We start from the raw sequence: 12,871 nt of genomic DNA on the forward strand, positions 1-12,871 counted from the left end.
GTGTCGGGGTGAAAACGGCGTGCCCGAGCCAATCCGCCCGGTTATTTGAGAACGTTTGCGGCGAGTCGGGACGCGAACCCCTCGCCGGCGTCTTCGGCGAGCAGCGCAAAGGTGACATGGTCGCGCCACTGCCCGTTGACATACATGTACCGTTCGCGTAACCCCTCATGATGGGCGCCCACCTTGCGCACCACCGCCAGCGAGCGCGCATTGTCCGGCAGAATGGCGATTTCCAGTCGGTGCAGCGCGGGGCCGAACGGATCGCCCAGCGCCCAGTCGGCGAGCATGGCCAGCGCCATCGGGGCGAAGCCACGCCCCGCATACCTCTGGTCGATCCAATAGCCCACCACTCCGGTGCGCATGGCCCCATAGGTGATGGCGCCAAGCGAGATCTGGCCCACGATGCGCATCTGATATTCGACGACGAACAGCGCACCGGTCCCCTGCTGCTCGTTGCGACGCTGCCGTTGAATCCACTGATTGAAGGTGATGCCGCCGCCGTGCATCGGATCGCCGGACTCCCATGGAGCCAGCCAGTCGTTGTTGCGCCACCGCACTTCCTCCCATGTGTCCTCGTCGTCCATGGTCATCGGACGCAGAGCGATTGGGAACCCGGGATGGGTCAGGCGCGGCGGGCGAATCCGATGGTCCGGTCGCAGCGCCTCTTTGATGGACTGGAAAACTGACACGGCCCTTATTGTAGCCGCGCCTTGCCGTGATAGGTTGTGCGGTATGACGTTGCATGGGGAATCATTCGAGAATGACGGGCCGTCGTCCGCAACGACCGCCGCTCCGGTTCGGGAATCGAAGGAGACGCTGCGTCACAGTGCGCTCTCCCGTCGTAAACGAACCACGGCTGCCGAGCGGATGGCGGCCGGCGAAGCCCTGGCCCTGCACTTCCCCCTTCCCCTGCTCGGCGCAGACCCGGCGACGATGAGCGTGGCGGCATATGTATCCATGGGCACCGAGGTGGAGACGCGGCCGCTGCTGACCCTGCTGCTGGACCGGGGGTGCACGGTGATGGTGCCGCGTTTGGGTTCCGGCCGCGACATCGGCTGGAGCGTGCTCACGGATGTGACGATGCTGCGTGCCGTCGACCAGCCGGGTCATCTGCGTCCCGACGAGCCGATTGGCCGCATTCTGCCTCCCGATGCGCTGAGCCAATGCGGGCTGGTGATCGCCCCGGCACTGGGGGTGGACCCGCGAGGCTATCGGCTGGGCCGTGGCGCCGGCTGGTATGACCGCGCGCTGGCGCTGCGGCGGCCCGACTGCCCGTTGATTGCGGTGTGCTGGCCGTGGGAGGTCATGGGCGAGCCGCTGCCCACGGAGAATCACGACGTGCCTGCCGACGCCGTGCTCACGCCGGAAGGATACCGACGGCTGCGGCGGTGATGGCGGCGGTGACAGTGACTGTAATACCGGCGGTGATACCGGCGGTGATACCGTTATTACTATCGTGTCAGGGCAACGACTAGGATGTGAACGGTTGCCCAAGCGTGGTTTTCACCGCGCGCGAATCATTGATACTTTGTGGAGGAATCCATTGCCAACCTATCATTACCGCTGCAAGAACTGCGGCTACGATTTCACCGAGCAGCAGTCGTTCACCGATGACCCGATCACCGTATGCCCCAAGTGCTCCCAGGAGCAGGTGCACAAGGTGTATTCGGCCGTGCCGATCGAATTCAAGGGCCACGGCTTCTACCGCACGGACAAGTCCTCGAAGTGAGTCCTGCGGGCGTCCTATAGCCCGGCGCAATTGTGGATAACCCGGGAAGCTGTATCCACATGACCCGTTCCGGCTTGTACACCGCGTGAGATTCAGGTCACCATGTTCGCATGGTGACCTTTTCTTTACCCTTTTCACCCAATCGCGGCTCGTTGAAACGCCGTCGCCTCTACGCCGTGATACGCCGTCTGACCGCCGCGCTGTTCGCGGGGCTGGCAGTGCTGTTCGCCGTGCAGGCCGTACTGTCCACCGTCGAGACGACGCCGGTGGTCGTCGCCGCCCGTGCCATCGAGCGGGGATCGCATATCGACGACGCCGATGTTCGGGTCGTCGATATGCCGAAAACCGCGCTCGGACCGTCGATGACCGACGATATGTCGGCGGTCATCGGGCTGATTGCGCAGATCGACATCGCGGCCGGCGATTCGATACTCACCACGATGGCGCGCGACGTGCCGCTGGCACCGACCGGGACGACCGTAATCGCGGTACGTCTGGCCAGCAGCCCGGATGGATTGCTTCCCGGGGATGAGGTGAGTCTGGTATCGACCGTCGGGTGCGACGGAGAGGATTGCACGTTGGCCGAACAGGCTCTGGTGATGGCCGTGGGCGGGCAAGCGGATACGGGCTCAGGCTCGTCGCTCGGCACGCTCTACGGGGACAACGCCCAGACCGTATCCTGTGCGATGCGGCCGAAGGAGGCATCCAAGGTGATTGCGCTTCAGGAAGCCGGGGCCGTGGTCGCCGTGATGCGATAATGCGGTGATGAGGCGTTTCGCGCGGTTTGACCGGCTCCGGTCTTGCGGTCGTCCAGCCTCTCTCCCCACCCGGAAGCATCGGGCTTCCATGCCTGCAAGTCACACCATCCGATTATTGGCCCCCACCCGGCTACGTAGGGGGCTTCCCTCAGCAGCAGAGGGATTACAAAAGAAATCATCACGGTCATGCTACAGGCGGCCGCGAAGACCGCCGCATCGAGCCATGTTCAACAGCGTTCGCTGAACACCGCCCAATTGCGCTGAGCCGTCACACGAAAAGCCCAGTGGACTTTTCGTAGGCGAAGTGAGTGGCCGCACTATAAGCGGCCGCGAAGGCCGCCGCATTGGGCGGTGTCAGCGTTTTTCGCTGAACACCGCCCAATGCGGCGGCAGCTCGCCCAGGATGCGACGGTCGTCGTCGGCCTCACGCTGCTGGTCGGTCTGCATGTCCGAGGGTTCGAGTTTGACGCCGTCGGCGTCGAATCGTTCGGTGCCCTTCATCACCACACGCTTGTGTGCGCGCGGCGTGCGGCGCGACGCGGAATACTCGGCCATGTCACTTGACCTCGTGATAGATATCGCTGATTCGCGCCATGATGCGGTCGACCTCCTTGTCCGGATTGACGAACGCGGCGACACTCCACACGGTCATGACGTTCCATCCCAGCGACATCAGATCCTGCGCGGACAGACGATGGCGCCGGCGCGTGGACTGCACGGACATGAAGTTCGCGTCATCGGTCTGTACGGCCAAGGCGAACGGCTTGCCCTTGACCCCGACGACCATCGGGATCTTGACGCCCTTATCGAATCCGTATTCCAGAGCGACGTCCAATCCACGGGCGCGCAGACGGTCGGCGAGGTCCACAAACAGCATGTTCTCGCTGGCGGCGTCCTTGACGGGCAACACGGGACGACCATCCAACTGGCTGGCCCAGATGAGCATGGTCTTGAGGAAGCGGGGACCGGGCTGGTGCAGACGCTCGTCCTCCATCTCCTCGGGTCCGAACGCCGAGACGATATCCAGATCGCGGTCGGCCAACGCGAGCGCATCCAGCAGCATGCCCCGGCCGCCTTCGGACTCCAGCACGCCGAACTGCTGCAGCAGACGACCGTGCACGGTCTTGGCATAGCACATCGAGATGATCACGTCGGTGGCCTGGCTGCCGGCCACGTCGCGCAGGTTGACAAGCCGCACATGACGCAGGAAGCGGTTCATGGATTGGGTCTTGGACGCCAGCGATTTGAGCTCGGCGCCGAGCCGGGTGCGGAAGGCATCGGTCATGACCACCACGGCCAGACGATAGCTGGCGGGCACCACGGTGAACCGGGAGGCGCGTTCGGTGATGATGCGCACCACCTCATCGATCTCCTGCTGGCTGGACTCCACCAGACCGGTGGCCATGACCGGCACACCGTTGGCCTCCACACGGTGGAACCGCACCTCGCCGGCGGCGGATTCGGCGGTCACATCGTAATGGACCGTCCCGTAGCCTTCGGACTCGAGGAAGGCGGCCAGACGCGGCGGGCGACGGGAAGGCGCGGTCTCCACCTCGACGCGCGGCAGCATGTCAATCAGCAGCCGGACGGCATCGGACGTAACGGTCGGGCAATGGGCGATGACCACCACCTGACGCACGCGGGCCAGCACCGACAGCAGCTCGATGGACGGCATGTGCGCGCAGGCGTCGAGAATGGCCACATCCGCGATGTTCCCCGGCTCGGTGAGCGCGGCCAGCGTACCCGGCGAGGCCAGCAGAATCGGCTTGGCCGCCGCCAGTATCTCGGGGTGATCACGACGGATGCGGCTCAGCGGCACATTGGACGGCCCCGCGAGCACGGTGTGCAGCTGGTTGGCCTCCTGCGTGCGGGAGAAGAGCATATCGCACAGACGGCGCATGGATTCCTGAGCCACCATCGGGCCCACGGAACGCACATGCTCCACATCCACCTGGGCGAACCGGTCGGATGCGGTCTGCAGCACGGAACCATCCTGATTGGAGATGATCGCCGAGGAACGCACGATGTCCTCGAACACCGTGGTCCACCAGGCCAGTTGCACCTCACCGCGCACCTGTTCCACCGTGGCGTGGCGGGCGGTCAGATCCTCCACCAGCTCATTGAGGCCGGCCGAGGCGAACTCCTGCTCCAGACTGCACCGCTCGGGCAGTGTGTCAAGGGCCTTGCGATCGTCGAGCAGAGCCTTGAGACGGGCCTCCACCTTGGTGAAGTCGTCGGTCTCCAGATTGCCGCCGGAGGGCGTGGTGGCCAGCACGGCGTCCAAGGCCGTCATGTTGGTCATCAGCGATTCCTGCGTGGCGATGATCTCGTCGAGCTTGGTCGGCAGCACCGGCCATCCGCCGTGGGGCACGAACTGATGCCACTGCTCGCCCTGCTTGGCCACCACCTTGAGCGCCTCATGCAGGTCCTCCACCTGGGCGCCCGCGCGCAGCAGGCCCTTGGCCTCCTTGACGTGACGGCGACGGTCCCAGAAGCCCATGGACGTACCCTCGGCCTTGCGCACGGCCTTCGGCTTGGTGGCCTCAATCATGGCGTCGATATCCCGCTCGAAGATTTCGGGCTGGAACACGTCGAGCACGCGGCGCAGGTTCTTGAGCACCGTGACCTGCAACGCCCATTCATGGCTGCTTGCCGGCACCGGGAACCCACAGGTCTTGACGGTCCGCGCCACCTGATCGCGGGTTGCGGGCAGGTAGCGACGCAGCAGATCGTCCACACGCTGATAGGCGGTCACGGCCTCCTGCTCGGTGGTCAGCGACGCCCGATACCACGCGGTGTCCTCCGGACCGATGACGAATTCGCCCAACTCGCCGGCGCGTTCGAGCTTGCCAATCCACGCCTCCATGTTCGCGCCCACCGTGAGCGCGCTGTGCTCCTTGAGCCGCACATGGGTGGCCGGATGGGTGGGCAGCACGGAGATACGGGCCAGATTCTGGATGGTCTCGTATGCGGAGACCATCCACTTCTCATTGACGCCGTGCAAATCGCCCAGATACCGGGTCAACCGGGAACGCACCCCCACCAGCTCGTCCGCGAGCTGGTCGAAACGCTGGGTGGCCACGCCCGGCTGGAATCCGACGGCCGCGATGAGCTGCTGGTCCAGAACGGCGTTGGCACGTTCATCGGCCACATCGAGCACCTGGGCCTTCATCTCGTTGGCGGAGGCGACGTGCATGAAACGCCGACGCTGTTCGGCCACTCCCGGCACATACAGCACGGAACGGCCGTTCATGAGGCAACGTGAGGCGATGGCCACCGCAGTCTCGGCGGTGCCTTTGGAGAATTCGCCGTCCACGACGATGCTGTGGCCCGCCGCCGCGAGGGACGCCGCGTACCGCACGGTGTTATCCACGTCGCCCACTTCGTACTCGGTGTGCGGATCGGTGTCGAACGGGCTGTACTGCGGCGGATTCGCGCCTTTGAGCGACGCCTGCGCGCTTTCGCTGCCTGCCAGCGCGTCCAGCAGCGTGTTGCCGGTGGGGCCCGCCTTGAGCTGGTCGATGGTACGCCGTGCCTCGTTGACCATCAGCGAGGAGGGGTCCATCAGGCAGCCGAGCAGAATCTGGCGTTCGATGTTGAAGTCGGAGATGCGTTCGTTCGCCTCGGTGGCGATGCGCGCGAACATCGCGGAGGTCTCGGGGGTGCCGCTGTCGTAGTTGGACCCGTCGAACAGGTCGTCCTCATCCACGAACACGCCCTGCTCACGCAGCGCGTTAACGAATGCGGCGTTGAGCGTCACCCGTCCGGAGAAGCGGATGGATGGTACGCCGTCCTTCGGCACATTGACGTTCACCGGGTAGAGCAACACCGGCAGCGCGTTGCCCTTCCATGTAGCCACGCCGACCACCAGCGACAGTTCCGCCACACCGGAGACCCGGCGCTTGGCAGCCTGATCATCCAACACACGGGCCACATGACGTTCGGCGGCCTTGAGTACACCGGAGTCGCGGAACAGCGAGTCGAGCATCACATGCCCTGAGGCGAAGAGCTGCGCCACACCCGAGGGATGGGCATGGGTCATGTCCAGCTTCGCGGTCAGCTGGCTCACATCCTCCAGCGGCGAGGGCGCCAGCATGCCACGGTATTGGTCGCGCCAACGGCGAATGCGATTCAGCCCCGATTCGATGGCCCGACGCTGCATCTGGGTGGCCTCGGACGCTTCAACCTGCCCCTGAATCTCGGTGGACGGCGGCTGCGGGGTCTCCTCGGAGGAGGTCCGATTGCTCTGGTTCTGGTTCTGAGTCATCTCTTGGCTCACTTTCCAACCGCTTTGCGGTATTCCTGATAGCCCTCGTTGTGTGCCAGGGCCTCATCGATGTCGGCCTCGCCTCGTGCGGCGAGCCAAGCGTACATGTCATCGTACAGATACGGATTCATGGCCAAGAACGCCAGCAGCTGGGGATGGCGCGCGATTTCGAACTGCAGTGCGAAATCCTGCGTGCGCTTGGCGTCGTCCGAGGTCAGGCCATCGACTTCGATGACCGGCTCCTGGGCCTTGAGCTCCCCCTTGGCCACACGGTCGAATACCGAACCGGGCTCGAAAGCCGGGGTATAGACGCCGGTGGCATCCGGATCGTCCTGTCCGCCCGCCGCGGTGACGCCGCCGGTCTGGGCTCCGGCCGGCTGGCTAGGCGACAAGTCGTCCTGCGGCGATGGGGAAGCCGCGGCAACGATCGGCGAGGATGCCGAAACTGCCGATGCGGCGGACGACGCCGTTGATTCGGCGCTCTTCCGCTCTTCCGTGGGCGCCCCACCGGCCTGACGGTTGTCCGATGCGGCGCCGTTCGACGAGCCATCGGCGACATCATCGGACCGCGTCACAGCAGCAGCCGCCAACGCAGTAGCAGCCGACGACGCAGCAGCCGACGTACGGACCACGGCATGGGCAATGGCGTCCACCGGGACCAATCCCGATGTCGCCGGACGCCCCGAGCCATGCGAGGTCTGCGGCACCACACGGGTCCGCTCGTCATGAGCCTGATTGGCGCCGGAACCATCCGGCGTGATGCCGGACCGGCCCGCGGCACCGGAAGCACCGGAGACGCCGGAATCATCGGACAAGGCGGATTGCGCGGGCTGTTCGTCAGATTGCGGATCGGACTGCTGGGACAGGGCGTCGGCGAACAGATCACGCGGCTTGGCAGGCTCCTGCTTGGTGGCGAGCTGCGGAATGGCCAGACTGTCGAGTGCCAAGGCATCGGCGCGCACCTTGCGCTTGACCATGTCGGCGCTGAACATGGCGGTGGGTTCCCCGGCCCTTAAATCAAGAATGTCGTCCACGGACATGTCGGCGGCGTCGGGTTCCTGCGGCGCCGCGCCGACGGCGTAGCCGAACAAGTTCTGCACCTGCGGGTGCTCGTCGGTGTCATCCGGCTCCTCGATGCGGATGAAATCCGCGGGAACGTCGCCGAACTGCATGCGCATCGGGGACGTGGGCAGGAGGAAATCGACGTCTTGAGGAAGACGCAGCAGGTCGCCGTTGTCCCGCACCACATAGGAGCCGTTGGTGGAACCGAGATCGCGCACATAGCCGGAACCGTTGTCCTTGACGCCGAACACGGCGTGACGCTTGGACATGGACTTGGTCTGGTCGACGATATCGACACGGGTATTGCCGTCATCGGCAAGGGGGCGTAACGGCTTGCGGCCTATCTCCACGCATTCGCCCGGTTTGACGCTGGCCTGATCGACGCCATTGATCCGCACCGTCCATTCACTCACCGTGACTGCCTCCCTCAATACACTATTGGCCATACTACGTGCCATTGTGTCATCACTTCACGATTTTCGTCGGATTGAAGCGGCTTCAGCACGCAACTTCCGCCATTGCGCGCGATGACCCGCATGCTGCCTGTCCACAAGGGCGGGACGGCCGGTGCGACGGCCTCACAATACGGGAAACCCCGCAACCTGAGCGCAGGTGCGGGGTCTCCAGAAAGCTTGGATGTGTGCGGCTGATGCCGCGCAAATCACTTGAGCTCGACGGTGGCGCCAGCCTCTTCCAGCTGAGCCTTGGCCTTCTCGGCGTCTTCCTTCTTGGCCTTCTCCAGGACGGCCTTCGGAGCGCCGTCGACGACGGCCTTGGCCTCGGCCAGGCCGAGGTTGGTGATGGCGCGGACGGCCTTGATGACCTGGATCTTCTTGTCGCCAACGGCGGAGAGGATGACGTCGAACTCGTCCTTCTCCTCCTCAGCGGCGGCAGCGGCCGGAGCGGCAGCGGCAACAGCGGCGACCGGGGCGGCAGCCTCGACGTCGAACTTCTCCTCGAAGGCCTTCACGAACTCGGAGAGCTCGACCAGGGTCATCTCGCCGAAGGCTTCCAGCAGCTCATCGTTGGTGTACTTAGCCATTATGGCTTCCTTTCAAATCTTGGCGGCGGACGAAGTGGTAAATCCGCTGCCCAATAAACCTTTGTTTTGAATTATCGAAGCACCGATTCATGCCGCGAGGCACGCAATCAGGCAGCCTTCTCCTGCTTTTCGCGCAGGGCATCGATCGTACGCACGGCCTTGGTAGGCAGAGCGTTGAACAGGTACGCGGCCTTGGCCATCGTAGCCTTGATGTCGCCGGCGAACTCGGCGAGCAGCTGCGGGCGGGACTTGAGGTCCGCCAGCTTCTTGGCACCCTCGGCATCGTAAACGGTACCGTCAGCGGCGGCACCCTTGATGATAAGGGCCTTGTTGTCCTTGGCGAAGTCACGGATGATCTTCGCAGCCTCAATGAAGTCGCCCTTCACGAAGGTGATGGCGGTCGGGCCAGCGAGAATCTCATCGAGACCCTCGATACCCGCTTCCTTGGCGGCGATGCGAGCCAGCGTGTTCTTAGCCACAGTGTAGGAAGTATCGCGGCCTAGCTTTTCGCGCAGATCGGAAATCTGCGGAACGGTAAGCCCGCGGTACTCGGTCAGGTAGACAGCGTCAGCGTTACGGAACTGCTCCGTAAGCTGCGCGACCACCGCTTCCTTTTCGGGCCTCTTCATGGCGTTCCTTCCTTAGTCGGCCGTTGACTTTCCAGTCGGGAACGCTTGGCAGGGCAATAAAAAAGCCCTGCGCACAGGCAGAGCAACATAATCTCGCAAGTAGCTGACTTGCTAGCCCTTGACGGGCTTACATCTCTCAACCTGCGCTGGCTTGGCGAACCAAACTTCGGAAGCACGCTCACACATGCCTCAACCAACGGTCTGTGGTTTACGAAGGGATAGATTACGACCGACCGCCGACAAGCACAATCCGGGCGTGTCGCACCCGTCATGTGGTCGCCAAGGCACCGTCGCTCAGGCTGTAGTGACCGCAACCAATATCCTGCGTCAGAAATTCGTTGGCGAAATGGATACCCCCTCAGCCACACTTCGCGGGCCAGCTCTTCCCTCACAAGGGAAGCCCATCAACGAACCACTGACGCAGCACACCAGAAACCGGGATGGAGGCTGCAACCACTACCCCAGGTACAAACGCCAAATCGGATACAACCGTTCAACCGTCGCAACCGTTACCACCAACCACTACAAAGTCGCGGCGTATTGGGCCACGGAGGCGGTGACCTCCTTGAGATAGTCCAGTGAGCGGCGCCAATGGCCGGGAACCTCGATGGAGTGATTGGCGTCCGGGTATTCATGGACGTGCGGGGTCAGGGCGTTGGCGCGGATGCGGTCATAGAACGGATCGGCGGTGCCGGCGCACACCAAGGGGGCCGGACCGGGGTACCGGGAACCGACGGTGTGTTCGGTGTGTTCGGAGCGGATGACCTGGGCGGCCACCTCCACCGACGGCGCCTCCATCTCGCTCATGATGTCGTCCCCCACTGCAGGCACCGGAATCACCCGTGCGGAAGGGTCGAAATCGGCATGGTGCAGCACCGGAGTCAGCAGCACGAACGGCAGACCGTAATGCGCGGCGACATGCGGATAGGTCATCGTGGTGAGGGACTTGCCGATAAGCAACATGCGCGGGGCATCAGTGGAAGTCCCGGGAACGACGGTCGCAGCGGCGGAACCGTCATCTTGTTGTGCCTCAGTATGATCGCCGCCCTTCTTGCCGCCACTCACGGATGACACCCAACCGTCGATGGCCTCATTGAGCACCGGAATCACCGTGGACAGGTCGTCGGAAGCGTTGCGCACATTCATGCGGTCGATGCGCCAGCCGGCTTCGACCAACGCCTGCGCCGACCAGTAGAGCAGCGGGCGATCGCAGTTGTAGCCGGTGCCCGGCATAAGCAGCACACGGCCACGTTCCTGACCGGGCTTGACGGTGTTCTTCCTCCAGGAGGTTATGCTCACTTCCACTGCTGGTTTCGTACCCTGCGCCATACTTCCCGCTCCTTTACGCTTCCTTATATATGCGGTATATGCGTCACGCGCCACACGAACCACGGACCACACCGGCGGCTGATGCGTCGGCTGATGTTCGCCGCGTCTTCCAGTGCAAAGTCTAGTGCGCCCATCCCCTATTCCGGCTAGGCATCCGCATGGCATCCCGAATATGCCGCCACCCTGACCGGCGGTCATGAATTCTGGCCAGGCGCCCACATGACATCCGGCCGGCGTCCTCCCCTCACTGGGTCGCAGCCACCGGTCAGCCCGTCAGACACCAACATGGCCGACGATTCCGCGTTATAAACACAGGTTATAATCATCGACGGTTCTGATCGGGTGTGCGGTACCGGACGTGTGCCGTCCAGGCCGATCAGGGCGAGTCGCAATTCTCGCCGGGGCCCGTCGCGCGACGACCATGCTGCGCGGCCAACAACAAGCCCCGCACAACCCAAGGAAGTAGAGAAGTAATGGAGAAATTCTTCCATTTGAAGGAGAACGGCACGACCGCCTCGACTGAGATCCTGGCCGGTCTGACCACCTTCTTCGCGATGGCGTACATCATCGTCGTCAACCCGCAGATTCTGTCCCAGACCGGTATGCCGTGGGGCGGCGTCTTCCTGGCCACCATCATCGCGGCCATCATCGGCACCCTGGTCATGGGCCTGTTCGCCAATGTTCCGTACGCGCAGGCCGCCGGCATGGGCCTCAACGCGTTCTTCACCTACACGGTGTGCTTCGGTCTGGGCTTCACCTGGCAGCAGACCCTGTGCATGGTCTTCCTGTGCGGCCTGATCAACATCGTCATCACGGTCACCAAGATCCGCAAGATGATCATCATGGCCATCCCGGTGGTGCTGCAGCAGGCCATCGGCGGCGGCATCGGCCTGTTCGTGGCGTACGTGGGCATGCTCAACGTCGGTCTCATCAAGTTCACCCCGGGTGACCCGAAGGCCGCGGCCGAGGGCGGTGCCGTGGCCGCTACCCCTGGTCTCGCCACGTTCGACGACAAGGTGCTGTGGGTCTTCCTGATTGGCCTGCTGCTCGCCGTGATCTTCACGGTGCTCAAGGTCAAGGGCGGACTGCTGCTGGCCATCGCCATCACCACCGTAGCGGGCATCCCGTTCGGCGTGACCAACTTCGGCTCCTCGGTCTCCATCTCCGAAACCTTCTCCCAGCTGCCGCAGACCTTCGGCGCGATCTTCTCCGCCGAGGGCTTCCCCGCACTGTTCTCCGACCCGGCCAAGCTGCCGCTCGTGATCGTGACGATCTTCGCGTTCTCCATGTCCGATACCTTCGACACGCTGGGCACGTTCATCGGCACCGGCCGCCGCACCGGCATCTTCTCCCTTGAGGATGAGAAGGCCCTCGAGAACGGTTCCGGCTTCTCCTCCAAGATGGACAAGGCCCTGTTCGCCGACTCCATCGCCACCTCGATCGGCGCCATCTGCGGCACCTCGAACACCACGACCTACGTGGAATCCTCCGCCGGCATCGCGGCGGGCGGCCGCACCGGTCTGACCTCCGTGGTGGTGGCGATCTGCTTCGCGCTGTCCGCGTTCCTCGCCCCGGTGGTTTCCGCCGTGCCGTCCGCGGCCACCGCAGGCGTTCTGGTGATCGTCGGCTGCATGATGGCCGCATCCCTGAAGGAAGTCGACTGGGCCGACATCACCGAAGCCATCCCGGCGTTCTTCGCCGCCGTGTTCATGGCGTTCTCCTACTCCATCTCCTACGGCATCGCCGGCGGTTTCATCATGTACTGCATCGTGATGACCTGCAAGGGCAAGGCCAAGCAGGTGCACCCGATCCTGTGGATCGTCTCCGTGCTGTTCATTCTGGACTTCGTGTGCATGGCGATTCTGTAACGGATCTCGCGCTGATGGCGTAAGCCGTCTTCGCGATTCATGATTGGGCCCCGCATCGGTTCTTCGGTGCGGGGCCCTGCCGTATCCCGGGGTGGGTTGGAGCTTGAACCGGCGAGCGAGGTCGTCAGCGGAGTTCCGTATCCGCAGGGTGGGTTGACTCCCCGCTGCTCCCTGCTGCTCATGGCGA

The 12,871-nt window shown here is 63.8% G+C and carries 11 protein-coding genes; 4 read left to right on the top strand and 7 right to left on the bottom strand.

From position 1 onward, the window contains the following. Positions 1–41 precede the first annotated feature (41 nt). Positions 42–689 carry a GNAT family N-acetyltransferase gene (locus BMYO_RS01490; protein ID WP_169834008.1) on the bottom strand — a complete coding sequence of 216 codons (648 nt, stop codon included), beginning with the start codon at positions 687–689 and terminating at the stop codon, positions 42–44. A gap of 34 nt (positions 690–723) precedes the next feature. On the opposite strand from BMYO_RS01490, the gene BMYO_RS01495 reads away from it, so the two are divergent. The 3 genes from BMYO_RS01495 (at position 724) to BMYO_RS01505 (ending at position 2,487) form a co-directional block, all read left to right on the top strand. Then, the gene (locus tag BMYO_RS01495; protein WP_420807276.1) at positions 724–1,392 is read left to right on the top strand and encodes a 5-formyltetrahydrofolate cyclo-ligase; all 669 of its coding nucleotides are present in this window, start codon (positions 724–726) and stop codon (positions 1,390–1,392) included. A 151-nt stretch (positions 1,393–1,543) separates the two neighbouring features. Further along, positions 1,544–1,729, top strand: coding sequence for an FmdB family zinc ribbon protein (locus BMYO_RS01500; RefSeq protein WP_094666833.1), 186 nt, complete (start codon positions 1,544–1,546; stop codon positions 1,727–1,729). A 110-nt stretch (positions 1,730–1,839) separates the two neighbouring features. Then, positions 1,840–2,487 carry an SAF domain-containing protein gene (locus tag BMYO_RS01505; RefSeq protein WP_094666834.1) on the top strand — a complete coding sequence of 216 codons (648 nt, stop codon included), beginning with the start codon at positions 1,840–1,842 and terminating at the stop codon, positions 2,485–2,487. 354 nt (positions 2,488–2,841) lie between these two features. Here BMYO_RS01505 and BMYO_RS01510 read toward each other — a convergent pair whose 3' ends face one another. From BMYO_RS01510 to BMYO_RS01540, 6 genes are all read right to left on the bottom strand, one after another. Further along, positions 2,842–3,042: a hypothetical protein gene (locus BMYO_RS01510; RefSeq protein WP_094666835.1), complete on the bottom strand. Its 201-nt coding sequence runs from the start codon at positions 3,040–3,042 to the stop codon at positions 2,842–2,844. A 1-nt stretch (position 3,043) separates the two neighbouring features. Then, positions 3,044–6,649, bottom strand: a complete 3,606-nt coding sequence (locus BMYO_RS01515) for a helicase (protein ID WP_094666858.1) — start codon at positions 6,647–6,649, stop codon at positions 3,044–3,046. Between the two features lie 113 nt (positions 6,650–6,762). Continuing rightward, positions 6,763–8,229: an FHA domain-containing protein gene (locus BMYO_RS01520; RefSeq protein ID WP_169834009.1), complete on the bottom strand. Its 1,467-nt coding sequence runs from the start codon at positions 8,227–8,229 to the stop codon at positions 6,763–6,765. A gap of 248 nt (positions 8,230–8,477) precedes the next feature. Continuing rightward, positions 8,478–8,858: a 50S ribosomal protein L7/L12 gene (rplL, locus tag BMYO_RS01525; RefSeq protein ID WP_094666837.1), complete on the bottom strand. Its 381-nt coding sequence runs from the start codon at positions 8,856–8,858 to the stop codon at positions 8,478–8,480. A gap of 107 nt (positions 8,859–8,965) precedes the next feature. Beyond that, entirely contained in the window at positions 8,966–9,487 is a 522-nt protein-coding gene (rplJ, locus tag BMYO_RS01530) for a 50S ribosomal protein L10 (protein ID WP_094666838.1), read from the bottom strand. Positions 9,488–10,009: 522 nt separating this feature from the next. Beyond that, a complete protein-coding gene (locus tag BMYO_RS01540; RefSeq protein ID WP_094666839.1) occupies positions 10,010–10,816 on the bottom strand; it encodes a hypothetical protein in 807 nt (268 codons plus the stop codon). 473 nt (positions 10,817–11,289) lie between these two features. On the opposite strand from BMYO_RS01540, the gene BMYO_RS01545 reads away from it, so the two are divergent. Further along, positions 11,290–12,684 carry an NCS2 family permease gene (locus tag BMYO_RS01545; RefSeq protein ID WP_094666840.1) on the top strand — a complete coding sequence of 465 codons (1,395 nt, stop codon included), beginning with the start codon at positions 11,290–11,292 and terminating at the stop codon, positions 12,682–12,684. Positions 12,685–12,871: the final 187 nt, after the last annotated feature.

The organism is Bifidobacterium myosotis (assembly GCF_002259745.1).
Taxonomy (GTDB): Bacteria; Actinomycetota; Actinomycetes; order Actinomycetales; family Bifidobacteriaceae; genus Bifidobacterium; species Bifidobacterium myosotis.